24 protein-coding genes are annotated in these 24,557 nt (G+C 57.5%); 13 read left to right on the top strand and 11 right to left on the bottom strand.

Annotated elements, in window-relative coordinates; all coding sequences use genetic code 11:
• The first annotated feature begins 76 nt into the window (after positions 1–76).
• From trmB to ACR0D6_RS13930, 4 genes are all read left to right on the top strand, one after another.
• Entirely contained in the window at positions 77–790 is a 714-nt protein-coding gene (trmB, locus tag ACR0D6_RS13945) for a tRNA (guanosine(46)-N7)-methyltransferase TrmB (RefSeq protein ID WP_480765909.1), read from the top strand.
• A 90-nt stretch (positions 791–880) separates the two neighbouring features.
• Positions 881–1,954: an amidohydrolase family protein gene (locus ACR0D6_RS13940; protein ID WP_480765908.1), complete on the top strand. Its 1,074-nt coding sequence runs from the start codon at positions 881–883 to the stop codon at positions 1,952–1,954.
• Positions 1,955–2,050: 96 nt separating this feature from the next.
• A complete protein-coding gene (gene aroA / locus ACR0D6_RS13935) occupies positions 2,051–3,397 on the top strand; it encodes a 3-phosphoshikimate 1-carboxyvinyltransferase (RefSeq protein WP_480765907.1) in 1,347 nt (448 codons plus the stop codon).
• Between the two features lie 161 nt (positions 3,398–3,558).
• Positions 3,559–4,176 carry a (d)CMP kinase gene (locus ACR0D6_RS13930; RefSeq protein ID WP_480765906.1) on the top strand — a complete coding sequence of 206 codons (618 nt, stop codon included), beginning with the start codon at positions 3,559–3,561 and terminating at the stop codon, positions 4,174–4,176.
• Between the two features lie 49 nt (positions 4,177–4,225).
• Here the strand turns inward: ACR0D6_RS13930 and ACR0D6_RS13925 are convergent, their stop codons facing one another.
• Positions 4,226–4,705, bottom strand: coding sequence for a YHS domain-containing (seleno)protein (locus tag ACR0D6_RS13925; protein ID WP_480765905.1), 480 nt, complete (start codon positions 4,703–4,705; stop codon positions 4,226–4,228).
• A gap of 220 nt (positions 4,706–4,925) precedes the next feature.
• On the opposite strand from ACR0D6_RS13925, the gene ACR0D6_RS13920 reads away from it, so the two are divergent.
• On the top strand, positions 4,926–5,441 hold the full coding sequence (locus tag ACR0D6_RS13920) for a hypothetical protein (RefSeq protein WP_480765904.1): 516 nt from the start codon (positions 4,926–4,928) through the stop codon (positions 5,439–5,441).
• Position 5,442: 1 nt separating this feature from the next.
• On the opposite strand, the gene ACR0D6_RS13915 is transcribed toward ACR0D6_RS13920, so the two are convergent.
• Positions 5,443–6,918 (bottom strand): sulfatase-like hydrolase/transferase, encoded by a 1,476-nt coding sequence (locus ACR0D6_RS13915; RefSeq protein WP_480765903.1) that lies wholly within the window; start codon positions 6,916–6,918, stop codon positions 5,443–5,445.
• Positions 6,919–7,212: 294 nt separating this feature from the next.
• Between ACR0D6_RS13915 and rpsA the strand changes: the two genes are divergently transcribed.
• From rpsA to ACR0D6_RS13880, 7 genes are all read left to right on the top strand, one after another.
• On the top strand, positions 7,213–8,889 hold the full coding sequence (gene rpsA, locus ACR0D6_RS13910) for a 30S ribosomal protein S1 (protein WP_170654152.1): 1,677 nt from the start codon (positions 7,213–7,215) through the stop codon (positions 8,887–8,889).
• A gap of 269 nt (positions 8,890–9,158) precedes the next feature.
• Positions 9,159–9,443 (top strand): integration host factor subunit beta, encoded by a 285-nt coding sequence (gene ihfB, locus ACR0D6_RS13905; protein ID WP_170654150.1) that lies wholly within the window; start codon positions 9,159–9,161, stop codon positions 9,441–9,443.
• A gap of 7 nt (positions 9,444–9,450) precedes the next feature.
• Positions 9,451–9,801, top strand: a complete 351-nt coding sequence (locus ACR0D6_RS13900; protein ID WP_480766015.1) for a lipopolysaccharide assembly protein LapA domain-containing protein — start codon at positions 9,451–9,453, stop codon at positions 9,799–9,801.
• Positions 9,802–9,810: 9 nt separating this feature from the next.
• A complete protein-coding gene (locus ACR0D6_RS13895; RefSeq protein WP_480765902.1) occupies positions 9,811–10,455 on the top strand; it encodes a phosphoribosylanthranilate isomerase in 645 nt (214 codons plus the stop codon).
• Between the two features lie 47 nt (positions 10,456–10,502).
• Positions 10,503–10,838, top strand: a complete 336-nt coding sequence (locus ACR0D6_RS13890; RefSeq protein ID WP_170654146.1) for a hypothetical protein — start codon at positions 10,503–10,505, stop codon at positions 10,836–10,838.
• A 67-nt stretch (positions 10,839–10,905) separates the two neighbouring features.
• Complete coding sequence (gene trpB / locus ACR0D6_RS13885) at positions 10,906–12,153, top strand: tryptophan synthase subunit beta (RefSeq protein ID WP_170654144.1); 1,248 nt, start codon at positions 10,906–10,908, stop codon at positions 12,151–12,153.
• 715 nt (positions 12,154–12,868) lie between these two features.
• On the top strand, positions 12,869–14,599 hold the full coding sequence (locus ACR0D6_RS13880) for an Ig-like domain-containing protein (protein ID WP_480765901.1): 1,731 nt from the start codon (positions 12,869–12,871) through the stop codon (positions 14,597–14,599).
• A 16-nt stretch (positions 14,600–14,615) separates the two neighbouring features.
• Here the strand turns inward: ACR0D6_RS13880 and ACR0D6_RS13875 are convergent, their stop codons facing one another.
• From ACR0D6_RS13875 to ACR0D6_RS13835, 9 genes are all read right to left on the bottom strand, one after another.
• Entirely contained in the window at positions 14,616–14,990 is a 375-nt protein-coding gene (locus ACR0D6_RS13875) for a DUF2237 domain-containing protein (RefSeq protein WP_170654140.1), read from the bottom strand.
• Positions 14,991–14,999: 9 nt separating this feature from the next.
• On the bottom strand, positions 15,000–16,163 hold the full coding sequence (locus tag ACR0D6_RS13870; protein WP_480765900.1) for a serine hydrolase domain-containing protein: 1,164 nt from the start codon (positions 16,161–16,163) through the stop codon (positions 15,000–15,002).
• A 90-nt stretch (positions 16,164–16,253) separates the two neighbouring features.
• Positions 16,254–16,946: an aminoacyl-tRNA hydrolase gene (pth, locus tag ACR0D6_RS13865; RefSeq protein ID WP_480765899.1), complete on the bottom strand. Its 693-nt coding sequence runs from the start codon at positions 16,944–16,946 to the stop codon at positions 16,254–16,256.
• Between the two features lie 103 nt (positions 16,947–17,049).
• On the bottom strand, positions 17,050–18,969 hold the full coding sequence (locus tag ACR0D6_RS13860) for a DUF3604 domain-containing protein (RefSeq protein ID WP_480765898.1): 1,920 nt from the start codon (positions 18,967–18,969) through the stop codon (positions 17,050–17,052).
• Positions 18,970–19,133: 164 nt separating this feature from the next.
• The gene (locus ACR0D6_RS13855; protein WP_170654132.1) at positions 19,134–19,781 is read right to left on the bottom strand and encodes a 50S ribosomal protein L25/general stress protein Ctc; all 648 of its coding nucleotides are present in this window, start codon (positions 19,779–19,781) and stop codon (positions 19,134–19,136) included.
• A gap of 108 nt (positions 19,782–19,889) precedes the next feature.
• Positions 19,890–20,504 carry a hypothetical protein gene (locus ACR0D6_RS13850; RefSeq protein ID WP_480765897.1) on the bottom strand — a complete coding sequence of 205 codons (615 nt, stop codon included), beginning with the start codon at positions 20,502–20,504 and terminating at the stop codon, positions 19,890–19,892.
• Positions 20,505–20,528: 24 nt separating this feature from the next.
• Complete coding sequence (locus ACR0D6_RS13845) at positions 20,529–21,695, bottom strand: alpha-hydroxy acid oxidase (protein WP_480765896.1); 1,167 nt, start codon at positions 21,693–21,695, stop codon at positions 20,529–20,531.
• Between the two features lie 203 nt (positions 21,696–21,898).
• The gene (gene trpA / locus ACR0D6_RS13840; RefSeq protein WP_170654126.1) at positions 21,899–22,690 is read right to left on the bottom strand and encodes a tryptophan synthase subunit alpha; all 792 of its coding nucleotides are present in this window, start codon (positions 22,688–22,690) and stop codon (positions 21,899–21,901) included.
• A gap of 79 nt (positions 22,691–22,769) precedes the next feature.
• Entirely contained in the window at positions 22,770–23,255 is a 486-nt protein-coding gene (locus ACR0D6_RS13835) for an acyloxyacyl hydrolase (RefSeq protein ID WP_170654125.1), read from the bottom strand.
• 200 nt (positions 23,256–23,455) lie between these two features.
• On the opposite strand from ACR0D6_RS13835, the gene ychF reads away from it, so the two are divergent.
• Positions 23,456–24,553 carry a redox-regulated ATPase YchF gene (gene ychF / locus ACR0D6_RS13830; protein ID WP_480451906.1) on the top strand — a complete coding sequence of 366 codons (1,098 nt, stop codon included), beginning with the start codon at positions 23,456–23,458 and terminating at the stop codon, positions 24,551–24,553.
• Positions 24,554–24,557 lie beyond the last annotated feature (4 nt).

The raw sequence follows: 24,557 nt of genomic DNA, 5'->3' as shown, positions 1-24,557 counted from the left end.
TTGGGGTTGGCCTCCACGTCCACCTGCCGAACGGCCCCTCTTGCAACGGGCAAGCCTCCGCAGTATGGCCACCGCCATGAGCACCGAGACCCCGCAACGCCCCCGCAGAAACTTCTATGGCCGCTTCAAGGGAAAAACCCTGAAGCCCAGTCAAAAGACGTATCTGAGCGAAGACCTCGCGGCACTGTCACCCGGTGCCGTGGACTGGGACAGCAACCCTCAGCGCGCGCCCATTGATCTGGATGGGCTGTTTGGCGGCAAATCAGTCTGGCTGGAAATCGGCTTTGGCGGTGGCGAACATCTTGTGCATCAGGCCGGGCAAAACCCGGATATCGGCATCATCGGTGCAGAGCCCTTCATCAACGGTGTTGCGATGCTGCTGGGTAAAATCCGTCGTGCAGGCGTCGATAACCTTGCTGTACACCCGGGTGACGCCCGCGATCTGTTTGATGTGCTGCCCGAAAAAAGCATCTCGCGCGCTTTTCTGCTCTATCCCGATCCATGGCCCAAGAAACGCCACCATCGCCGTCGTTTCGTCACGCCTGAACATCTTGAACCGCTGGCGCGTGTCCTGAAACCGGGATCGATCTTTCGTGTGGCAACTGACATCCCCGACTATGTGAGGCAAACGTTGGAGGAAGTGCCGCGCGCCGGTTTCGAATGGCTGGCCGAAGGCCCCGCCGACTGGCGCGAGCCATGGGATGACTGGATATCGACCCGTTACGAACAAAAGGCCCTGCGCGAGGGGCGGGTGCCGCACTATCTGACGTTCCGCCGGACAGGCGACTAATTCGCATCACGATCCCGCAAGACCTGAGAGCTGTGTTAGAATGGGGTGCAGATTGCACATCCCTTTCCAGACGTTCTTTCAGGAATTGCCATGTCCGACATTCAGATTACCAATTGCCATACGCACCTGTTTCACGGGCAGCACGTGCCCGAGGATTATCCCTATCCGGCTCTGAAGCCGTTCAAACGAATGCCCTGGATCATAAAAGTGCTGGCATTTGGTGCACGCATGATCGGGCAACATCCGGTCGCCGACAAACTTGACCGGTTATATCGCTTTCAAAAGGAAACGGCGGCAGACAGTCAGCGGTCCATTCTGGACAACATGCGACGTCATTATCCCGACAGCACCCGCTTCGTCGTTCTGCCGATGGAACTGTCCGCTTTTGGATTTGGCGCGCCAGCCGTATCATTGCGCGCCCAACATGATGAACTGGCCGAGCTTGCGCGGAATCCCGAAGTTGGCAGATCGGTCATTCCGTTTGCGACGATTGACCCGCGCGCGGATCCGCAGGCAACGGAGCTTTGGCGCGCGATAGACACGCTTGGCTTTCGCGGCGTGAAGATCTATCCGCGTCTGGGATTTGCACCGGATGATCCGGTGTTGATGGAACGTGTCTACCCGAAGATGGAGCGCAAGGGGCTGCCGCTGATGACCCATTGTTCGCGTGGTGGGGTTCAGGGGCGGGACTTGTCGGATCACTGGGCAGATCGGTATACCGAACCCGAGGCCTATATCCCGGTCATGCGCGCATTTCCCGGGTTGAGGATATGTCTTGCGCATTTCGGCGGGCAGCGCGACTGGGAGGCATACGTTAATCCGGAACGGAATGATCCGCTTGATGATGCTTACAGCCGAAACTGGCAGGTGGCGATCCGCCGAATGATTGGCAGTGGTGACTATCCGGGCTTGTGGACCGACATATCCTATACCCTGTTTCAATTCGAAGATTTCGTGCCCTTCCTGCGTATATTCCTGATGGGAGAGGACGAAGAAGGCGCGCGCCTGCGATCACGGGTTCTGTTTGGTTCAGACTATTACATGACCCGTCAGGAAAAGCTGTCCGAGCGGTCTGTGTGTTTCCGCCTGAGGAACGCCCTGGGTGAAGAAGTGTTCCGTCAGATCGCGGAAGAAAACCCAGCCAGATGGCTGGGCGAGACCTGAGAACAAGGGCCAAAGCAACGCGACCTGGTATTGCCGCTGGACGCTGCGGCGCCAATTCGCTAATCGGCAGTGACTGATAGCGCAAAAGGAGCCCCCATGTCCGGACACGGCACGCCCATCCCGATGACGTCTCATCCCTGCGGCCCGCTGACGGGTACGGCTGAGGTTCCGGGCGATAAATCGATCTCGCACCGGTCGCTGATCCTTGGGGCAATGGCGGTAGGTGAAACGAAGATTTCCGGTTTGCTGGAAGGCGAGGATGTTCTGGATACCGCTAAGGCGATGCGTGCCCTTGGGGCCGAAGTGATCGATCACGGGGGCGGCAACTGGTCGGTCCACGGTGTTGGCGTTGGTGGATTTGCCGAACCCGATCAGGTGATCGATTGCGGCAATTCCGGCACCGGTGTGCGTTTGATCATGGGCGCGATGGCCACATCTGCAATTTCGGCAACGTTTACCGGGGATGCCAGTCTGAACAAGCGGCCGATGGCGCGCGTTACCGACCCGCTGGCATTGTTCGGAACAAAATCGGTCGGACGTTCCGGTGGGCGTTTGCCGATGACAATCGTGGGCGCAGCCGATCCAGTCCCGGTGCGCTACGAGGTGCCGGTTCCCTCGGCGCAGGTGAAATCCGCAGTGTTGCTGGCGGGACTGAATGCACCGGGCAAAACGGTTGTGATCGAACAGGAGGCGACCCGCGATCACTCCGAACGAATGCTGGCAGGATTTGGTGCCGAAATCACGGTCGAAGATACCGATGAGGGGCGCGTGATCACCCTGACCGGGCGGCCTGAGCTGAAACCGCAGGTCATTGCCGTTCCGCGCGATCCGTCCAGCGCGGCCTTTCCTGTTTGTGCCGCTCTGATCACGCCGGGTTCGGACGTACTAGTGCCGGGGATCGGGTTGAACCCAACCCGCGCGGGTCTGTTCACCACCCTGCGGGAAATGGGGGCCGACCTGAGCTATGAAAATGAGCGCGAAGAAGGTGGCGAGCCGGTTGCCGACCTGCGAGCCCGTTATTCGCCGGACATGAAAGGGATCACCGTTCCGCCCGAGCGTGCAGCGTCAATGATTGACGAATACCCCGTCCTGTCGGTTGTCGCGGCCAATGCCACGGGCACCACGATGATGGGCGGCGTCAAGGAATTGCGCGTCAAGGAAAGCGACCGCATCGACGCCATGGCGCGCGGATTGCGCGCCAATGGGGTCACGGTTGAAGAAGGTGACGACTGGTGGACCGTCGAGGGGCTGGGCATCGGTGGCGTTCCCGGCGGCGGCACCTGCGAAAGTTATCTGGACCATCGCATTGCCATGTCTTTCATGGTGATGGGCATGGGCGCGCAAAGCTCTGTTTCGGTGGATGACGGTGGCCCGATTGCCACGTCCTTTCCTATATTCGAACCGCTGATGGGCGGGCTTGGGGCCAAACTGGCACGCGGCTGATCTGATCAACTGCGGTCTGGTTTCGGGACATTGCGGCTCCAAGTGAAACTCGGCTTCCGACTGCGGTTCGGGGTGGACGCCTCCGGGCAAGGCGCATTTCAGGTTCCTTTTTCGAGATCCTGTTGCTAAGGCCGTGGGGTGCAGATTTTCCGGAGAAGATGATGAGTTTCACCGTAGCCATCGATGGTCCAGCCGCCGCCGGAAAGGGGACGATCTCGAAAGCGGTTGCTGCCCATTTCGGGTTTGCCCATCTGGATACGGGCCTGCTGTATCGCGCCGTTGGACGCAGGGTGCTGAACGGTGAAGACCCGGTTGCGGCGGCTCAGACGTTGACTGCGGAGGAACTGGATCAGGGTGATTTACGCACGGCTGATGTGGCGCAGGCTGCATCGAAGGTTGCGGTGAATACCGAGGTCCGCACCGCTTTGGTGGATTTTCAGCGCGCCTTTGCCCGGCGTGATGGCGGTGCGGTGTTGGATGGTCGGGATATCGGGACGGTTATCTGCCCGGAAGCTGAAGTAAAGCTGTATGTCACCGCCAGCCCCGAAGTGCGCGCCGAACGCCGCTTTCTAGAACTCAGCGCCAAAGGTGAAGACGTCACGCGTGATGGCGTTCTTGCAGACGTGCGCGAAAGGGATGCGCGTGATGCGGGGCGCAGCGCTGCGCCCATGAAACCCGCCGAGGATGCGGTTTTGCTTGATACATCGAATTTGTCGGTGGAAGAGGCTTTGGATCGTGCCATCGCTCAGGTCCGGTCAAAACTGCCCGCGAAGGCATAAGCGACGCGGGCAGAGTTGCAGGCAACCTGGCCCGCCAGATCAGGCCGGGTTACAGTTCACCGACCGCAATGTTTCGGATTTTCGACCATTGACCATCTGCGGTTTGAGCCGTGCCACTCACGTCTTCCAGAAACTTGGCACGGGTCGCCGCATTCAGGAACAGGAACAGCTTTCCGTCGGCGACGACATACTGATCGGGATCGCCGTCAAACTTTTTGCCCACAGAAACTCCGTAAGAGCAAAAACCACCGTGCTGCGGCAGATAGGCGGCCGGATTTGCCACGAATGCGTCGTGGTTTTCTTCGGTGGTAAAGTAATAGGACGCGCCGTCATAGGTGGCTGAGTGAGTGGCAAAACCCTCGACCGGGTTGCCGTCATTGACCAGCGCCACAAGGTCGACCCCGTGCGCGGCCAGCGGCGCGCCCCCCGCTGAGATGCCGTTTGAAACATTGATTTCGTCTGCAGCAAAGGCGGGCGCCGCGGCCAGAGGCAAAGCGGCAATCAGGGCGGTCAGAACAAGGGATTTCATCGGTTTTTCCTTCCTTTTTTCGGATCAGTTTCCGCACCGTTTCCGGCCGGTGCTGCAAAGGTAGGAACAGAGGTTTGAACGCGTTATCGCAGAGCGGTCGCAAAACATTGCAGATCGTTCGGAAATTCGGAGCGGTACCAAAATTCCGTTCACCAAGCTTTGTTTAGCCAGTGTCCGGATCGCCCCCTATGGTTGGCGGGATAACCGCAGGAGTACCGTGATGATCCGACTTGTTGTTGCCCTGATCCTTTTTGCCGGCAGCCTGTCCGCCCAGGAGGCGGAACCGCCCATGACATACGAGCGGCTGGGTAAGATCATCTTTGTTCTCGACCCTGATGCGCAGCCCCGTGGCCCGGGTTTCGAACTGACCGTGTCGGACGTTCCTGTACTGGTCATCACCGATCCGACAGCCGACCGAATGCGCGCAATGGTTCCGATCCGCAGCGCGCAGGAGCTGACTACCGAGGATATGCGCCGAATGATGCAGGCCAATTTCGACAGCGCACTGGATGCGCGCTATGCCATCGCGAACGACACGCTGTGGGCCGTGTTCATCCACCCGCTATCGCCCCTGGAAAAGGATCAGTTCATCTCGGGCGTGGCGCAGACCGTGAACGTGGCCAAGACCTATGGCACGCTTTACACCGGCGGCGCGGCGCAGTTTGGCGGTGGCGACAGCAACAACCTGCAGCGCGCGCTGATCGACGAGTTGCTAAAAAAGGGCGAGGAACTGTGATCTAAAGCGGCGAGCCCTCGCGCATCTTATCCTGTTCGGATGGCGTTGGCGTGTGGTTGAAGACGAACGCCGTGCGGCACGCCTCTTCCCCTCCCAGTTCCTCGATCTTTTTGCGCTGATCGGCAAAGGCTCGGGCATTGACCTGATCGGGGTCGCATATTTCGCGCAGGCGCCGTTCACCCTCGGCCAGTGCTGCACTGATCCGCGGGTCGTTAACACCTTCGATGGCGCGGTTAACCTGCTCGTGCGGGTCAGCAGTCAGATCGAACAGTTGCGGCGGATGGCCGACATAGTGGACATATTTCCAGTTTCCCCACCGGACCATGAAGCTGCCAGTTTTGGATCCTCCATCGTGATACTCACTGAACCCCGTTCTGTCCGGGTCGTCAGGCGCGTTGGCGATGGTTCGCAAAGACTGGCCGGGCTGACCTGCATTGCCTGCATCCTCGGCCACACCACACACATCGCGAGCGGTGGCGGCAATATCCGTCAGGTTGGTGCAGGTGGTAACCCGATGGCCTTCGGGAAGACCGGGACCAGCGGCGATCATCGGTACGCCCGCGCTGGCCTCGTACATTACCTGTTTGGTCCAGAATCCCTGATCGCCCATCATGTCCCCGTGGTCCGAGACATAGATAACCACGGTATTTTCAGCCTGCCCGCTGGCCTCTAGGGCGCGCAACACGCGGCCGACGCAATCGTCCATCAATGACGTCAGGCCATAATACGCGGCCTTGGCCTCGCGCATTTTCTGTTCGTCGAAATAGTCGTCATAGTTGAAGAACTCGGCGATGTTCTTCAGTTCCTCATGGTCGGGCAGGCCCTGCCCATACCCAACCGGCAGGTCCATGTCCGCAGGATCATAAAGTGCGTACCATTCTTCGGGGCAGGTCAACGGGTAATGCGGGCTGACCAGCGAGACAAAGGCGGCCCAGGGCTGTTCGCTCCGCTTGGGATCGGCCAGCCATTCTTCGGCTGCCTGCGTGATATCGAGGTCATAGTCGGTATAGGTGCTGGAGCCCACGCCGACATCTCCAGCCAGTTCCGCCGCCGAATCATATTCCGGTGGGTTTTCGCGCAGCAACCCGACGGCCCATCCGACGCCGCCAACCACGTGCATCGGCAGGATTTCCTGGCTGAATCCGTTGTCGTCCTCGGTGGTCCGAAAATGCAGCTTGCCGATGGAAACCACTTCGCGCCCGACGTCGCGCAACTGGCGCATCCAACTGCGTGGCTCTCCTGAATAAGGTGTGGCGCTGTCCCAGTGGCCGGTTTTGTGGACCCAGTCGCCGGTTGCCAAAGCCGCCCGGGTGGGAACGCACATGGGCGACGGAGTATAGGCGGCGTCGAACATGGTGCCACGTTTGGCCAGCGCGTCCAGATTCGGTGTTTTCACGATTGGGTGCCCTGCGCATCCCATGGCGTCCTTGCGGTGTTCGTCTGAAATGATGACCAGAAAGTTCAGTTTGTCCGACATGCGCCGCTCCTGTGCAGTTCACGACAGTCCTAGCAGACAAGACCGCATGTTGAGCGACCGCTTGCGACATTCCTTGCGTTTAACGCGCGGGGCTTGCGGCGACCCGGCGAACTGGGTATAGAGCGCGCGTCGACAAGGCGATTTGAGCCATAAAAGAAAGAGACGAGCAGGGTCGGACAAGAACCGGCCCTCTTTGTTTTGTGGCGAAAAAGTCAGATTGCCTGACCAATCCTTAAGACCGGCGGAGACAACCGCTCGGCCAGAAAAAACGTATGTAAAGGAAAACAACGCCACATGGCTAACGCATCCATGGAGGAATTCGAAGCCCTCCTGAATGAAAGCTTCGAAATGGACACACCCGAAGAGGGTTCTGTTGTCAAAGGCAAGGTTCTGGCGATCGAAGCCGGCCAAGCCATCATCGACGTAGGCTACAAAATGGAAGGCCGCGTTGATCTGAAAGAATTCGCAAATCCCGGCGAAGCTCCTGAAATCGCTGTTGGTGACGAGGTAGAAGTTTACCTGCGCGCCGCAGAAAACGCCCGTGGCGAAGCCGTCATCTCGCGCGAGATGGCCCGCCGTGAAGAGGCATGGGACCGTCTGGAAAAAGCATATGCCGACGACCAGCGCGTCGAAGGTGCAATCTTTGGTCGCGTCAAAGGTGGCTTCACCGTCGATCTGGGTGGCGCAGTTGCGTTCCTGCCCGGCTCGCAGGTTGACGTCCGCCCCGTGCGTGACGCTGGCCCGCTGATGGGTCTGAAGCAGCCGTTCCAAATTCTGAAAATGGACCGCCGCCGTGGCAACATCGTTGTTTCGCGCCGCGCAATCCTGGAAGAATCGCGTGCCGAACAGCGTGCCGAAGTCATCGGCAACCTGTCCGAAGGTCAGACCGTCGAGGGTGTCGTCAAGAACATCACCGAATACGGTGCATTTGTTGACCTGGGCGGCGTTGACGGCCTGTTGCACGTCACCGACATGGCATGGCGCCGTGTGAACCACCCGTCCGAGATCCTGACGATCGGCGAGACCATCAACGTTCAGGTCATCAAGATCAACAAGGAAACCCACCGCATCAGCCTGGGTATGAAGCAGCTGCAGGACGATCCGTGGGATCTGGTCGGCGCCAAGTACCCGCTGGGTTCGGTGCACAAGGGCCGCGTCACCAACATCACCGACTACGGTGCGTTCGTCGAGCTGGAAGCCGGTGTCGAAGGACTGGTGCACGTTTCCGAGATGTCCTGGACCAAGAAAAACGTCCACCCCGGCAAGATCGTTTCGACCAGCCAGGAAGTCGACGTCATGGTTCTGGAAATCGACGGCGCCAAGCGTCGCGTATCCCTGGGCCTGAAGCAGACTCAGCGCAACCCATGGGAAGTGTTTGCAGAAACACACCCCGAGGGCACCGAGGTCGAAGGCGAAGTCAAGAACATCACCGAATTCGGTCTGTTCATTGGCCTCGAAGGCGACATCGACGGCATGGTTCACCTCAGCGACCTGTCCTGGGACGAGCGTGGCGAGGATGCTATCCAGAACTACCGCAAAGGCGACATGGTTTCGGCCGTCGTCTCGGAAGTTGACGTCGAGAAAGAGCGTATCTCGCTGTCGATCAAAGCCCTGGGCGGTGACAAGTTCGCCGAAGCCGTGGGCGGCGTGAAGCGTGGTTCGATCGTGACCGTCGAAGTGACCGCAATCGAAGATGGCGGCATCGAGGTGGAATACGAAGGCATGAAGTCCTTCATCCGCCGTTCGGACCTGAGCCGCGACCGTGCCGAACAGCGCCCCGAGCGTTTCTCGGTCGGTGACAAGATCGACGTTCGCGTCACCAACGTCGACAGCAAGACCCGCCGTCTGGGTCTGTCGATCAAGGCGCGCGAAATCGCCGAAGAGAAAGAGGCCGTGGAACAGTACGGTTCTTCCGACTCGGGCGCGTCGCTGGGCGATATCCTTGGTGCAGCGCTGAAATCCGGCGACTAAGCCGACACGCCATCAAGGTGCAGAATTACGGCCCCGTGCGATTGCACGGGGCCGTTTTTGTTGCGAATCAATAAGTTCCAAATTTGAGGGCAAATTCCCCTATTGCGTGTGCAATTGGCTCGGAAACGCGGGTTGAACCTAAAAAATCTTCTGTATTGCCGAAAAATGGACCCAAAGCACACAGAGTTTACGTTCCCCCGATCCGGGTTTTTTTCTATACTACCAGAGCAGTAGACGACACGAACCGGTGGCCTGGGAGGGAAGAGCGCATGATCCGTTCAGAATTGATTCAGAAAATCGCCGATGAGAATCCGCATCTTTATCAGCGCGATGTCGAGCGGATCGTGAACACCGTGTTCGAAGAGGTGACCGATGCGATGGCACGCGGTGACCGGGTCGAGCTGCGCGGTTTCGGGGCATTTTCGGTCAAACAGCGTGACGCGCGGATTGGTCGCAATCCCAGAACCGGCGAAACAGTGCAAGTAGAAGAAAAGCATGTGCCGTTTTTCAAGACCGGCAAATTGCTCAGGGATCGTTTAAACGGAAAAGCCTGAACTCATGATGCGTTATCTTCGCTATGCCTTTCTGGCGGCGTTGGGGATCATTCTGGTCTCCGTCTCTTTGGCCAACCGCGCGGCGGTGGAACTGAAACTGATGCCGGATGCTCTGGCTGAATTTCTGGGGTTCAACTTCTCGGCGTCGCTGCCTTTGTTCCTTGTGGTTCTGGGGGGGGTCGTGGCCGGCCTGATCATCGGTTTCATCTGGGAATGGCTGCGCGAGCATAAGCACCGCAAGGACGCCGTTGTAAAGAAAAGCGAAGTTCGCAAACTTGAGCGTGAAGTGAACAAGCTCAAGAAAAAGCAGAACGAAGGTAAGGACGAGGTGCTTGCGCTGCTGGATGAGGCAAGCTGAGGCGATCCTATGTCCGATGATGTCAGCATCAAGATCTGCGGTCTGACCGCAAAGGAACAGGTGCGCGCCGCCGCGGATGCGGGCGCACGTTATGTTGGGTTTGTTTTCTTTCCCAAATCGCCGCGCAACATCAGTGTATCGACTGCCAGCCAGTTGGCGCAAGACGTGCCGACCGGGATCGCCAAAGTGGCCCTGACCGTCAACGCGACGGATGAGGATTTGCAGACCATTCTGTCTGATGTTCCGCTGGACATGTTGCAGTTACATGGCAAAGAAAGCCCTGAACGTGTGCAGGAGGTCAAAGACCGGTTCGGTCTGCCTGTGATGAAGGCCATTGGAATCGCCGATGCCGAGGATCTGGCGCAGATCGACCTGTACTCGGATGTGGCGGATCAGTTGCTGATTGATGCCAAGCCTCCGCGAAATGCTGAATTGCCCGGTGGAAATGGTTTGGCTTTTGACTGGCGCCTACTTGCCGGGCGCAAGTACTGGCGCAAGCCCTGGATGCTGGCCGGTGGTCTGACGCCAGACAACGTTGCCGAGGCCATTCGAATGACCGGCGCCCGTCAGGTTGACGTATCGTCCGGGGTGGAAAGTGCGCCCGGCGTCAAGGATGCGATGTTGATTCAGGCCTTTATCAACGCGGCCCGGTGATCTGATAGACCTGTCTTTGCGTACCCCTTGTTCAGGAGGGTGCAAAGATGTTGGCAGCGATTGGCGGGTTTCGTCCGCAATACCGGGTTTGGAATTCGGAACTCCGCTGGCGTTCGGATCAGGCATTGAGACAAGCGCAGGATGACCCGCTTTGTTTTCATGCAGACCTGTTCCCTCGCGATGGGTTCTTGTTCTCCCTCAGCGTCTGGCAGGATGCCGAGGCGATGCTGACATTCGCCCATTCCGGGCCTCACCGCCGCATAATCCAGACTGCTTCGCGTATGGCGATCACCTATAGGTCGTGCTGTTTTCCCTGCATCGGGGTTCCAACCCGTGATCAGGCATACCGGTTTTGGCGGCAGACTCCGATTGCGTCAGGATAGTACGTTTTGCCATGGAAAATCCCTGCGCCACCACCTATGAACGACGGGTACGACGATGGAGACACCCATGGCCAACGATCTTTTCAATTCCTTCATGTCCGGCCCCGATGAACAGGGCCGATTTGGTATCTTTGGCGGACGGTTCGTCAGCGAAACTCTGATGCCGCTGATCCTGTCGCTGGAGGAGGAGTATGAAAAGGCCAAGGACGATCCGACCTTCTGGGCCGAGATGGATGATCTGTGGGCCAACTACGTGGGCCGCCCCTCGCCGCTATATTTCGCTGAACGTCTGACAGAGCATCTGGGCGGGGCGAAAATCTATCTCAAGCGGGACGAGTTGAATCATACTGGCGCGCACAAGATCAACAACGTGCTGGGTCAGATCATTCTGGCACGCCGCATGGGCAAGACCCGGATCATTGCCGAGACCGGCGCCGGGCAACATGGCGTGGCGACCGCAACCGTCTGCGCTAAATTTGGCCTGAAATGCGTGGTTTATATGGGTGCGCATGACGTTCAGCGTCAGGCTCCGAATGTGTTCCGCATGCGCCTGTTGGGCGCTGAGGTGATTCCGGTGACCTCTGGCCGTGGTACGCTGAAAGACGCCATGAACGACGCGCTGCGTGACTGGGTGACCAACGTGCGCGACACGTTCTACTGCATCGGTACCGTGGCCGGGCCGCATCCCTATCCGGCAATGGTTCGCGATTTCCAGTCGATCATCGGCAAGGAAGCCAAAGAACAGATGCATAAGGCCGAAGGCCGTCTGCCCGATACCATCATTGCCGCCATCGGTGGTGGCTCGAACGCGATGGGCCTGTTTTATCCGTTCCTCGACGACAAGTCGGTCAACATCATTGGTGTCGAAGCTGGTGGCAAGGGTGTCGACGAAAAGATGGAACACTGTGCCTCGCTGACTGGTGGCCGACCCGGTGTTCTGCATGGCAACCGCACCTATCTGCTGCAGGACGATGACGGGCAGATTCTGGAAGGATATTCGATTTCCGCAGGTTTGGATTATCCGGGTATCGGGCCCGAGCATTCCTGGCTGCACGAGGTGGGGCGTGCCCAGTATGTGTCGATCACCGATATGGAGGCGCTTGAGGCGTTTCAGCTGTGTTGTTCGACCGAGGGGATCATCCCGGCGCTTGAGCCTTGCCACGCACTTGCCCATGTCATGAAGATTGCGCCTGACCTGCCCAAAGATCACCTGATTTGCATGAACATGTGCGGACGCGGGGATAAGGACGTTCAGACTGTTGCCAATTTCCTTGGGTTCGATATGTCCGACACCGAAGGGCGTCAGGCCGGGTAAAGTCGGGAACAACCTGGATTTGATTCCTGACACGGAAAACGGTAGCCCGGTCGATTCGACCGGGCCTTACTATCAGGGCCGTTGGCAATGTTTCAAATACTTGCGAATTGCTGTCAATTTGTTGGGATTGTATCTTGTTTTGCAGCAAAAACTCATTGTTCGGCGTTGTTGCGATGTACCAGCCCCGTAGGAGTCCTGGCTGGCAAAGATCCGGGATTTGTTAATCATTCGTGACTGTTACTGTATTTCGCTCGGGGTGGCTGCCTATAGAACCAGCAGGGTGCCAATCCGGGCGGGCTCGACTGAACGGGTCGTGAAATTCCGGCAGCTATACAACTCTTAAGATTTGATTTAACTTTCACTTCGACTTGCAATTTCAGGTTGTCAGTCTTGGGGAGTCCCGAATGTAGCGGGAGTAGAATTGGTACGCAGGGAAAGGCAGTTTCCTTTTTCGCGTGCGTGTGTTTGCGCCTCGATGGCGCTGTAGGAGGTCGGGATGGTTTGGTCCCTTGTACGCAGAATTGTGTGCCTGTGTTTGTTGGCCGTAATATTTTTGGCGGGAACCAGTCGGGAAGGTGCGGCGCTTGGCCCTCCGTTTATTACAACATCTGCTTCGTCTCCAAATGGGCAACAGGTTACCGTCGTCAATATTCCAGTGAGTCCCAGTACGACCGCCTTTCTTTCCTTTGGAATTGTAGGAGAAGTGCCGGGCGGCATGATCTTTTCCGGAGGTTCAATCGTGCCTCAGGCAGCGATCACCCCGGCTGGACTTGCCAGTATGGGCTGGCTGGACGTCACCATCATCAGTCAGGACGGTGCTCAGGGGACGTATGCCACGGATGACTATATGGGCGTCGTTTTCACGGCGCGCGAAGCGCCGGGCGGTACGCTTTATAGGTACGAAATGGCCTTGTCCGGTGCAACAACCACTCAGTTCATCAATACGCGCACCGCAGCGGACGTAACCCGGCCAACGGCGACCATTGCGCCTTTGACATCGACGGGGAGCGGAACGTTTACTGCGCAGATTACTCTAAGTGAACCCAGCACCGACTTCGTCGTGAGTGATCTGGCGTTGGTCAACGCGACTGCAACAATGACCGGATCGGGTCAGAATTATACCGCGACACTGACGCCTCAGGCAAACGGGCTGGTTGAGTTGTCGATCCCGGCAGGGGTGTTTACCGATGCGGCGGGAAATACCAATTTGGCCTCGAATACGGTGACGGTTAACTATGACTCATCCGGGCCGACGGTGACCATTTCTGGTCTTCCTTCGAACTTCAACAGCCTTGATCCCATCCGGGTCACCTTCACATTTTCCGAAGCTGTCCAAAATTTCAGTACGTCAGGTATCTCGGTCACCAACGGGACAGTTGGCGCGCTTTCCGGTGGGCCGCAATCCTATTCCGCGATGATTACACCATCGGGGGGCGGAGACCTTGCTGTCGTGGTCGAAGCAGGCGCAGCCGAAGATCTGGCGGGCAACCCCAGCGTTGCCTCGAACCAGGTGACCGTTGCCAACCGGATTGTCGAGGACACTCAGCGACAGATTCAGGCGTTTCAATATGCGCGCGCAAACAGTCTGGCGACCAACCAGCCCAAGCTGACGCAGTTTTTGCAGAGAACCGGAGCAGGTGTGCTGGATACGTCTGTCACCCGCGGTGTTGGGTATCTGGAGTTTGCCAGCGATCCGTCCCTGCCGGTCTGGTTTAATGTAACCGGCAACTGGAGCTCGCAGGATAACGTAGACAGTGCATATGCGCTGGCTGTTCTGGGGGCGCATCGGCGGATCAACCAGAACCTGCTGGTCGGGGCCATGCTGCAGTTCGATTACGCCAAAAGCGAAAACGGGTCGTCCGAAGTTGACGGCACCGGCTGGCTGATCGGTCCATATCTGGTGGCGAAACTGCCCGACCACCCGGTTTATTTCGAAGGCCGCGCCCTTTACGGGCAAACCAGCAACGAAATCTCACCGCTGGGCACCTATCGTGACAAGTTCGACAGTGATCGCTGGTTGCTGCAATCCCGGGTAACCGGTGAAATGCTGCGCGGTCAGACAACCCTCATGCCGCATCTGGACGTGAGCTATGTCAGCGATGATCAGGACGCCTATATCGACAGTCTGGGCAATCTGATCCCTCAGCAGGATTTCAGCCTGACCACGGCCAAGTTGGGACTGGATTTCAGCCGTCCGCTTCCAGTCAAGCGCGGGCAGATGACCCTGACCGGTGGTCTGTCCGGAGTGTGGAGCACCACGTCCGGTACGGGCGTCGCGCCGGGTGTATCACCGATCGGAGATACCGCGCGCGGACGCGCTGATCTGGGCTTTGACTATCTGCTTGAAAACAGCAGCGTGCTGTCGGCCAACATGTTCTATGACGGGATCGGCGAAAGCGGGTTTGAAAGCTATAGCGTCAGCCTGACCTGGCAGATGGCGTTCTGATCTGGGCTGATCCGGATCAGCTATCAATTCGGTGTTCGACCAGAAGTTTGATTGGCACGATATCCAGCGCGCGCCTGTGGGTTGCTTCCAGATTCACCTTTGGGGCGCAGCCCTCGTCATGGGCCTGAAGAAAGCGGGCAGCGCATAGGCACCAGTGGTCACCGGGTTTCAGTCCCTGAAAATCGAACTCCGGGCGCGGTGTGCTCAGATCGTTGCCGACGTATTTCGAAAAGGCCAGAAATTCTGCGGTCATTACTGCACAGACCGTATGGCTGCCCCTGTCTTCGAGGCAGGTATTGCAGGCGCCATCCCGAAAGAATCCGGTTAGCGGATTTCGCGAGCATGGGGACAGGACGCCGCCCAGTACGTTTATGCTGTCTTCTTTCTGCATGAATCCATCTTACAGGCTTTGTGCGATTTTGCGGAACATTTCGATATTCGCCTCATTCACGCCCGGTTCGCGGAACTTTCTGTCCGCGCCTGTGGTCACGATCAGAACGTTACGGGCCTGATCAAAATACAGATACTGCCCATACACGCCGCGCCCCATGAACTCGCCCTCATGCGCGCCGACGGGTATCCACCATTGATACCCATAGCCGATCTTGCCCGAAGCGGTTGGGGCGCTGGGCCAAGTGGATTCCGATATCCACTCGGCGGGGACGATCTGTTGGCCGTTGTACATCCCGTCTTCAAGGATCATCTGCCCGAACCGCGCGAAATCCCGCGTTGTGAAGTTCAGCCCGCCTAGCACAAACGCAACCCCTGCGCCGTCCGTGATGTAGTATCCATCCCTCTCAAGTCCCAGTGGGTGGATGATTTTCTCGGTTATCAACTCGGTGACACCGCGCCCGGTGGCTCCGCGGACGACCATGCCAATCACATGGGTATCAATCGAGACATACTGCCAGGTCTCTCCGGGAGCGGCGAAACTGTCTGTCAGGGAGGCCGCGAAATCGTCCAGCTCTCCGCCAAGCGCTACGACGCGGCCCATGCGGTTAATATCCGAGTTATAGTCGAGGTAGTCTTCGTTAAAGGTCACCCCGCTGGCCATATTGAGGACATTTCGGATGGTCGCAGCCTCGTAAGCGCTACCTTTGAGCTTGGGTGCGTATTTCGTCACCGGATCGTCCAAGGAGTCTATTGCGCCTTCGGCCAGAAGGATGCCGAACTGGGCCGAGAGATAGCTTTTGGCGATGGACCACGAAATCCGGCGGTCCTCGGGGGTGGTGCCCAGAAAATACTCCTCGAACCTGATTTCACCGTTCTGCATGACTAGCAGAGAGGTCACGGCCCGGTCCTCGATCCAACCGGCGGCGTCTTCCGGCAGGGTGTATTCGGCGCCATAGGCAAGCTCGCTTGTTGGCCCGTCGCCGCGCGGCAAGGGGGCCGTCAGGAAAGCGGCGTCCATGTTGGAGAAGTTGTGGACAATATTTTCTTCGGAAAACAACGAATTCACCGCCATGAGGCGTTTGATTTCTTCGCGCTTCCAGAATCCGACAACGGCTGCTGCCAGAATCAGTGCCAACAGAATACGGCCGAGCCATTTCAGGATTGTTCGCATTACACCCCTCCATCTACATGAGTATTGGAGCGCGTGTCTGCGGTTTGCGCAATCTCTACGTGGCGGCAATTTTGGGTGTGGTTTGCGGCCCTATTTGAACTTATCCAAGAGTTTCTGCATCGGAGACCGCGTGTCAGGTGCCGGTTCCGCAGGCGCGGTGGTGCGATTGGCTGCGTTGTCCTGTGCCTCGGGCTTTGTGGTTTTGGACGAGCGCGCAGGTGCCGTGCGCAGGGACACGGCGTTCATGAACTTCCCGCCTTCGTCCGCCGCCAGATTTGGCGCGCCATCGGATACGCCCCGCAAAACGTTATCCAGCCACTCACCATCGGCTTTTGCGAAATCGCTCAGGACATAGGGCGAGACTTTGTCCTTGCTGCCGGGATGTCCAATGCCCAACCGCACCCTGTCATAGGCCGCGCCGATATGATCATGGATCGAGCGCAGGCCATTATGTCCGGCATGGCCCCCACCTGCCTTTACCCGCACCTTGCCGGGGGCAAGGTCCAGTTCGTCGTGAAAGACGGTGACATCCGTCGAGTCGAGTTTGAAAAACCGCATCGCCTCACCGACCGACTGCCCGGACCGGTTCATGAAGGTCATCGGCTTCAGCAGCAAGATCTTTTCGGTGCCAAGCCGCCCTTCGGCAATCTCGCTCTGAAACTTGGATTTCCATGGGCCAAATGCGTGATCACTGGCGATCTGGTCCAACGCCATGAACCCGATGTTATGTCGGTTGCGGGCGTATTTCTGGCCCGGATTTCCCAATCCGACAAAGAGTTTCATGGCATCGCCCCGTACTGCATTTCATTTGGCCGCAGTCATGCCCTGAATTGATGGAAAAATCCAGACGGGCCGCAAAGGGAAATCGCGGCCCGATCCTGACGCCTCATCCTTTTGGGGTAAACCAGATCGGCGAGGTATAGGCCCGCTCGGTTGTGGTCATGGGAACGTCCGGGTCCATTTGAACGTCAAAGCGTTTCGCCTCGTACGCAGTCCACCTTGGTGTGGGAATTTCAATGACGCGCACATAATAGAATGCCTTCTGAGACGGATCGAAGTCGGGGTCTTCCCAAAAGGTGATCAGTTCCGGTGAGCCTATCGTGTTGGTCCAGGTCGCGTTTTCAACATCGACCGTGCTGCCGACTGATGGCAGGTTTCCATCATCGCCCGGTTGACGGTTGCCACTCCACGCCACGTCATAGACCTTTTCGCCTCGTGTGCCATCGGCGTTCAGCCAGCCCTTTATGACCTGAACGCGATCCAGATTTCCACTGAACGGATCCTTGAGGGCCGCGATCAGGAAATTGGGGGCACCATCGCCACTTTGGGGTGGCAGATCAGCGCCCATCGGAACGCCCTTGGCATATCCCAGATCCGCAGGCAGGCGGGACAGGGCGTCATCAGGGGTGAAGTCCCAGCCACCAAAGAACCTGACCATGATGCGGGACCCGGTGGTTCCATAAACCTCGCGTCTCTCCAACGCATCAAAGATTGCTTCGCGGGTATTTTCTGGGGCCCAAACGGCGGCATATCCGCCTGATGCCTGTTTCCATCCGTAAATCGAAAATTCCGGATCAGGCGCTTCGATCACCAGATGTTCCCAGCGGTTGGGTTCGGGTTCAACGCCCGAATGTTTGCCAAAGAAGTTGTCTTCTTCGACCGCTGCCATCCCGGTATGCGCGTCGGTTGAACCGATCTGACCGACCTTGAAGGGATTGATGCCCAGCGTCTCTTCCAGCATCAGACCGGTTTTGTAAGCCTCGCGCGAGTATTCGTATTGCAGCATGTCCTCGGTCTTGGCTTCGGTCCCATTCAGGTTTGATGCGTCCCAGGTGTCGAAATCGGCGAATTCGTCGTCGGGGCTGAGGAACGGATGTGCTTCGCTGTCGCCTTTGATCTGTGTGGTTTCGATGACCGGTTCGAAACGGGTACGCAGGCGGGCCATGTCTTCGGTCAGAGGTGAACCGTCGAAGTTCGAGACCGAAAACAGCCGGCCATTGGATAGGTTTCCGTTGTGGGGGATGGCAAGGACATCGCCGCCGGTCCGGTCTTCATAATCGGCCAGATGAGCCCAAAGGTCTTCGGGATTCTTGCTGTCGAATTGCGAGAACGGCAGAACCTGATTGGCCATCTCCGCCCCATCGCGGAAAATGACATTGCGGTGGATGTTGTCACCGCCCTCGGACGTCCATTCATAGCCGATAAGGGCAGAGAAAACGCCCGGTTCGTTGTACTGGTCCGCAAGTGCGGTGTAGTGTTGCCAGGCTTTTTTGGTGGCCTTGGGATTGTCTATCGGGGGCTCGTCGCCCGACAGCGATGCCACGATCTGCATCGCCGTGTTAAATACCACGTCATTGTCCCCGCTGGTCAGGGCATCGTACCAGAGCCTGCCTTGCTCCGTTGCCAGAATTTCCTGATCGCCACCCAGCAGTTGTGGCATCAGGCCGTACATTTCGGCGTGGTCGGATACCACAAGCCAGTCCAACGGTCTTGCCAGCTTGGCTTGCAACCCGTGTGTCGTCGTAACCTCGTGGCCGCGCGCGAATCTGAATGCATCTTCCTGACTGAGGCGCGTCATTGTCCCGGCATCTACCGAAACATCGGTGTGCAGGTGCGTGTCACCCCAAAGAAGTTGCGTCGGAAAATTGCGCCCCGCATAGGGTGAGAAATGGTCCGAGGTGAAACGTTCTGCGACGTCGTCCTTGCTGGGCAAGGTATCCTGTACCTGCGCAGCTGCCGGAGTGCAGATGAAGCCCAGCAGTGATGCCCCCAGAACGGCGGCTGAAACATGAAACGTATTGGTCATAATCGCTCTCCCTTTGGACAAGGATTTCTTGCCAAAACGGCCCGAAATGTCGGCCTGCGAGTGACTATAGCGCCATTTCTGAATAAATGTTGTTAATTGAATGTTTGAAGAAAAAACAGGGCCCCGAAGGACCCTGTTTCAAACTTGCATTGCTGTCGCGTGGCTTATTCTTCGCCGACGACTTCAACTTCATCGGGTGCCACTTCGGCTTCGCCCTCTTCCTCGTCGTCCGAGGTGGCCAGGCCGGTCGGTGCCGAAACGTTGGCGATCACGAAGTCGCGGTCGATGGTCGGTTTGGTGCCTGCGGGCAGTTCGACCGACGAGATGGTGACGACGTCGTTGATGTTCATTCCGGTCAGATCAACAGTGATCTTTTCAGGGATGTCACCCGCGGTGCAGACCAGTTCGACCTCGGGACGGACAACAGTCAGAACGCCGCCCTTCTTGATGCCGGGGGCTTCTTCCTCGTTGATGAACTCAACCGGGATGAACAGCGCGATCTTGGTGGTCCGGCGCAGGCGCATCAGGTCCAGGTGGGTCGGCAGGTCCTTGACGACGTCACGCTGAACGTCGCGGCAGATGACGCGGACGTCCTCGTGGCCTTCAACCTTCAGGTTCCACAGGGTCGACTTGAACCGGCCAGCTTTCAGACGCTTGAACAGTTCGTTGAACGGAATCTGAATCGCCAGCGGGTCTTTGTCGCCACCGAATACAACGCCCGGAACCATGCCGTCGCGGCGTGCCTGACGAGCGGCGCCCTTGCCTGTCCCCGTCCGTTCCAGAGCTACGAGATCAGGAATCTCTCCAGCCATGATAATTCTCCAATGTTAGGGCGGGCATCCTCCAAGGCTGTATGCCCGCGTGAAGCCGCGCATATAGCCTGTTTCATTTGGCTTGGAAAGTGCTTTTACGGCCTTTGATCAGAACCGGTTTTCAAGGTGCCCGCCAGCCTCCATGAGCATGTCATAAAGCACGTATTCACTCTGTCTTGCGCGTCGCAGTTTTTGCCTCGTTTTCTCTGAAAGGGGTGCATCCACCGGGGGCGAAACGTTGACGGATTTCAACCTGATTTCTGTGCCGAACCGTTCATTGAGAAAACCGCGCAGGTGTTTTGGCGTTTCATATGCAAAAAGGTGATGAACCAAAAGCTCATCCCCTCCCGTCAGCATGCGCCACTGTGTTCCGATTCGGGCATGGGATGGCGGATCGTCCGACAGAGCGTCCAGAACGAACTGGTCGAAATCCATGCCGGTGGTGCTGGTCGGCCCGTCCGAATTGCTTTCACGCATACGATACCGATACCAGCTGCGAATCTGTTCTTCCGGTTCGCGCATGACCGCAAAACGATCCGGGTACAGGCCGAGCGACTCTTTCAGAAAGGGGGCAACCTGACTGCCAAATTTATGCGCGGACATGTGCCTGCGCCATCTGGCGAACATGATGTCGGCGTAGGGACGCAGCGCCATCCTGATCGCCGTGCTCCCTGTCTTGGGAACGGAAACAAAGGCCAGATTCTGAGCGCTGCATATGAACATGCGCGGGAGATTATCCAGTTCCCGTCAGGGTTGCCAGACGCCACCAAAATCTTTGGGTACCAGCAGGTTATGCGACCCAAGATCGGATGCGCTGCGTTCGCCGCACAGGGCCATGGTGGTGTCCAGTTCCTTTTGAATGACCTCAAGGGCGGTGGTGACGCCTTTCTGACCCATGGCGCCCAACCCATAGACAAAGGCGCGCCCGATATAGGTCCCCTTGGCACCCAGTGCCAAAGCTTTCAGCACGTCCTGGCCGGACCGGATGCCACTATCCAGATGCACTTCGATGTCACTGCCGACCGCATCCATGATTTCGGGTAGCATACGGATCGAACTGAGTGCGCCATCCAGCTGACGGCCGCCGTGATTGGACACGACGATGGCGTCTGCGCCTAGTTTTGCTGCCATTTTGGCATCTTCAGCGTCGAGAATGCCCTTGAGAATTACCTTGCCGCCCCATTTCTCCATCAGCTTTTCAATCTTGCCCCAGTCCAGACTGGGATCGAACTGCTCGGCAGTCCAAGCGCCAAGCGAAGATGCGTCCGAAATACCTTCGACATGGCCCACGATATTGCCGAACTCGCGCCGATGTGCGCCCAGCATTTCGATGCCCCAGGCCCATTTCGTCATCAGATTGGCGATTGTTTTTGCGGTCAACTTTGGTGGGGCGGACAGGCCATTCTTAAGGTCCTTGTGCCTCTGGCCAAGGATTTGCAAGTCAAGCGTGATTACCAGCGCTGAACAGTTCGCGTCCTTGGCGCGCTGGATCAGACGGCCGACGTAATCCTCGTCTTTCATCGTGTAGAGCTGAAACCAGAAGGGTTTGGAGGTGTTCTCGGCCACATCTTCGATCGAGTTGATCGACATTGTGGACAGGGTAAAGGGCACCCCGAACTCCTCGGCGGCTTTTGCGGCCTTCATCTCACCATCGGCGTGCTGCATACCCGTCAACCCAACGGGGGCAAGCGCAACCGGCATGGAGACATCCTGACCAATCATTTGGGATGAGGTCGAACGTCCGGTCATATCCACGGCCACGCGTTGACGCAGACGGATTTTCTCAAAATCCGAGCTGTTCTCGCGGAAGGTTTGCTCGGTCCAGCTGCCGCTTTCCGCATAGTCGTAGAACATGCGCGGCACTCGGCGTTCGTAGATCCGTTTCAGGTCTTCGATGTTGGTGATGACTGGCATGATTTCCGGGCCCTCAGAGGATTGGTTAAGTTTCTTTACCAATTTTTCAATCAGATCGCAACAAAACAGATTGCGGGTATGTGCCGCACCCGACACTTCGGGTTTCCAGCAGCTTTTTCAAAGTGTTAGGACGCAAAAAGAAAACCGCAACCGGCTTTTGACCGGTTGCGGCGCTTCAGAATTGTATTGTGCGGTACGGCAGTTCAGGCGGCGTGGGCACCGTCCGAAAGTGTTTTGACAAAGTCGAGAACCTCGTTCACCGGCTTGCCTGCAGCGATCTGGCTGACAATAGCCGAGCCGACAACCGCGCCGTCAGAAACGCTTGCGATGTTGCGCGACTTTTCCGGAGTATTGATGCCAAATCCGACAATCACCGGAAGGTCGGTTGCAGCCTTGATCCGCGCCACCTCTGGGCCGACATCCGTGGCCTGCGCTTCGGCGGCCCCGGTGATGCCGGTGATCGAGACGTAGTAAACGAACCCCGAAGTATTCTGCAAAACGCGGGGCAGGCGTTTGTTGTCGGTAGTCGGAGTTGCCAGACGGATAAAGTTCAGTCCGGCCGCCTGCGCCGGAAGGCACAGTTCTTCGTCCTCTTCCGGCGGCAGGTCCACGACGATCAGGCCGTCGATGCCCGCGGCCTTTGCATCTGACAGAAACTGCTCAACGCCACGGCTGTAGATCGGGTTGTAATACCCCATCAGCACGATGGGCGTCGTGTCATCGGTTTCACGAAAGGCGCGCGCAAGGTCCAGCGTCCGCTGCAGGGTCATGCCTCCGTCCAGTGCCCGCTGACCTGCGGCCTGAATGGTGGGTCCATCTGCCATCGGGTCGGTAAAGGGCAAACCCAGTTCGATGACGTCTACACCGGCGCCCGGCAAACCCTTTACGACCTCAAGCGAGGTGTCATAGTCGGGATCGCCAGCCATGATGTAGGCGACAAAGGCTTTCTTCCCTTCGGCTTTCAGGGCGGCGAACTTGGCGTCGATACGGGTCATCGGATGTCCTTGCAGTCAGGTTTGAACCTGATGTGCAGAAACTTTGACGGAAAATCAATCCCGGCTTGTCGACAAGGTATCAGAACGCCTTGTGGAATCGCAGGAAGACTGCGTTCAAACCCGGGTTTTCGTCCTGCGTGCTGGCATTCGATTTATGCGTGATTGCTAGCGACAGCTTGTTGCCGCTGTTCAATGTGTATCCCACGCCCAGCAGGCTGCGAATCTGAAAGCTGCCGCCAAGATCGTTCAGTTCGTCGGCCTCAGAGAAGTATCCTGGCATCACGCTGCCTTCAACAAACCACCGGTCTGCAAACGTGTAGATACCGATCAGACCGACGCCGATATGTGTATCGCCTGATTGGTCGACGGTCAGCGCACCACCCCATGTCGCACTAAACCGTGTTGCCTCGTGAAACGGTCTGTGCTGATATTCCAACGAAAATATGGCTTGATCTTCGGACTGACTGTCTGAGAAATCGGCGTATCCCGCCCCAAATACAAGAGATTGAGCCTGCGCGGTTGATGCAACGGCGGCGAGAGCAACGGAAGCAATCAGGTATTTCATTGTTTTTCTTCGATATAATTTCACTGATAACTGGTTAAGTGGTTATTCTAATGTCTCTTTTTCAATGCTCACAAGTACACAACATCTCAACAGTTTTGTGATGTGTCCAAACGGACTCATTTTGTCGGTATTCCCGGCTCTGCTTGCGCATTTTCGCGGACCTGCATAGAAGCAGCCGCGAATGGCATCAGGAGACCGTCATGGGCTTTAAAATGGGAATCGTGGGTTTGCCGAACGTGGGCAAGTCGACCCTCTTCAATGCGCTGACCAAAACCGCGGCTGCGCAGGCGGCAAATTTCCCGTTCTGCACGATCGAACCGAATGTGGGCGATGTGGCGGTACCCGATGATCGTCTGGATAAATTGGCGGGGATTGCGAAATCCCGACAGATCATTCCGACGCGCATCACGTTTGTGGATATTGCAGGTCTGGTCAAAGGGGCCTCGAAGGGCGAGGGCTTGGGCAACCAGTTTCTGGCCAACATCCGCGAAGTTGATGCGATTGCACATGTCCTGCGGTGTTTCGAGGATGGGGATGTCACCCATGTGGAAGGGTGCGTTGATCCGGTTGCCGATGCCGAAACCATTGAGACTGAGCTGATGCTTGCCGATATGGAAAGCATCGAAAAGCGCCGTGCCAATCTGGTGCGCAAGCTGAAAGGCAACGACAAGGAAGCGCAGCAGCAGGATCGCTTGTTGGCCGCGGCGCAGGAAATGCTTGAAGACGGCAAGCCCGCGCGTCTGGTCGAGGTCAGTGAAGAAGACTCCAAGGCTTGGAACACACTGCAGTTGCTGACGACCAAGCCAGTCCTTTATGTGTGCAACGTTTCCGAGGAAGAAGCGGCCACCGGCAACGAACATTCCGCGCGGGTTGCTGAAATGGCGGCTAATCAAGGTAATGCCCATGTCATCATCAGCGCCAAAATCGAGGAAGAGATCAGCCTGCTCGAAACCGAAGAGGCGCAAATGTTTCTCGAGGAAATGGGCCTCAGCGAGCCCGGTCTCGATCGACTGATCCGCGCAGGATACGACCTGCTGAAGCTTGAAACCTATTTCACCGTCGGCCCGAAAGAGGCCCGCGCCTGGACTATCCGCGAAGGAACCGCCGCACCACAGGCGGCGGGTGTCATTCACGGCGATTTCGAAAAGGGGTTCATCCGCGCTGAAACGATTGCCTATGACGACTACATCTCATGCAGTGGTGAACAGGGTGCTAAAGAGTCCGGCAAGATGCGGGCTGAAGGGAAGAGCTATGTCGTCAAGGACGGCGACGTGATGCACTTCCTCTTCAACACCTGAACCG

The sequence above is a fragment of the Ruegeria sp. BJ6 genome, from assembly GCF_056537885.1.
This window is presented reverse-complemented; position numbering and strand designations above follow the sequence as displayed.

Bases quoted from the DNA above. Each gene is read 5' to 3' on its own strand.
- trmB (WP_480765909.1), top strand. From the start codon at position 77: ATGAGCACCGAGACCCCGCAACGCCCCCGCAGAAACTTCTATGGCCGC.
- ACR0D6_RS13940 (WP_480765908.1), top strand. From the start codon at position 881: ATGTCCGACATTCAGATTACCAATTGCCATACGCACCTGTTTCACGGG.
- aroA (WP_480765907.1), top strand. From the start codon at position 2,051: ATGTCCGGACACGGCACGCCCATCCCGATGACGTCTCATCCCTGCGGC.
- ACR0D6_RS13930 (WP_480765906.1), top strand. From the start codon at position 3,559: ATGAGTTTCACCGTAGCCATCGATGGTCCAGCCGCCGCCGGAAAGGGG.
- ACR0D6_RS13925 (WP_480765905.1), bottom strand. From the start codon at position 4,705: ATGAAATCCCTTGTTCTGACCGCCCTGATTGCCGCTTTGCCTCTGGCC.
- ACR0D6_RS13920 (WP_480765904.1), top strand. From the start codon at position 4,926: ATGATCCGACTTGTTGTTGCCCTGATCCTTTTTGCCGGCAGCCTGTCC.
- ACR0D6_RS13915 (WP_480765903.1), bottom strand. From the start codon at position 6,918: ATGTCGGACAAACTGAACTTTCTGGTCATCATTTCAGACGAACACCGC.
- rpsA (WP_170654152.1), top strand. From the start codon at position 7,213: ATGGCTAACGCATCCATGGAGGAATTCGAAGCCCTCCTGAATGAAAGC.
- ihfB (WP_170654150.1), top strand. From the start codon at position 9,159: ATGATCCGTTCAGAATTGATTCAGAAAATCGCCGATGAGAATCCGCAT.
- ACR0D6_RS13900 (WP_480766015.1), top strand. From the start codon at position 9,451: ATGCGTTATCTTCGCTATGCCTTTCTGGCGGCGTTGGGGATCATTCTG.
- ACR0D6_RS13895 (WP_480765902.1), top strand. From the start codon at position 9,811: ATGTCCGATGATGTCAGCATCAAGATCTGCGGTCTGACCGCAAAGGAA.
- ACR0D6_RS13890 (WP_170654146.1), top strand. From the start codon at position 10,503: ATGTTGGCAGCGATTGGCGGGTTTCGTCCGCAATACCGGGTTTGGAAT.
- trpB (WP_170654144.1), top strand. From the start codon at position 10,906: ATGGCCAACGATCTTTTCAATTCCTTCATGTCCGGCCCCGATGAACAG.
- ACR0D6_RS13880 (WP_480765901.1), top strand. From the start codon at position 12,869: ATGATCTTTTCCGGAGGTTCAATCGTGCCTCAGGCAGCGATCACCCCG.
- ACR0D6_RS13875 (WP_170654140.1), bottom strand. From the start codon at position 14,990: ATGCAGAAAGAAGACAGCATAAACGTACTGGGCGGCGTCCTGTCCCCA.
- ACR0D6_RS13870 (WP_480765900.1), bottom strand. From the start codon at position 16,163: ATGCGAACAATCCTGAAATGGCTCGGCCGTATTCTGTTGGCACTGATT.
- pth (WP_480765899.1), bottom strand. From the start codon at position 16,946: ATGAAACTCTTTGTCGGATTGGGAAATCCGGGCCAGAAATACGCCCGC.
- ACR0D6_RS13860 (WP_480765898.1), bottom strand. From the start codon at position 18,969: ATGACCAATACGTTTCATGTTTCAGCCGCCGTTCTGGGGGCATCACTG.
- ACR0D6_RS13855 (WP_170654132.1), bottom strand. From the start codon at position 19,781: ATGGCTGGAGAGATTCCTGATCTCGTAGCTCTGGAACGGACGGGGACA.
- ACR0D6_RS13850 (WP_480765897.1), bottom strand. From the start codon at position 20,504: ATGTTCATATGCAGCGCTCAGAATCTGGCCTTTGTTTCCGTTCCCAAG.
- ACR0D6_RS13845 (WP_480765896.1), bottom strand. From the start codon at position 21,695: ATGCCAGTCATCACCAACATCGAAGACCTGAAACGGATCTACGAACGC.
- trpA (WP_170654126.1), bottom strand. From the start codon at position 22,690: ATGACCCGTATCGACGCCAAGTTCGCCGCCCTGAAAGCCGAAGGGAAG.
- ACR0D6_RS13835 (WP_170654125.1), bottom strand. From the start codon at position 23,255: ATGAAATACCTGATTGCTTCCGTTGCTCTCGCCGCCGTTGCATCAACC.
- ychF (WP_480451906.1), top strand. From the start codon at position 23,456: ATGGGCTTTAAAATGGGAATCGTGGGTTTGCCGAACGTGGGCAAGTCG.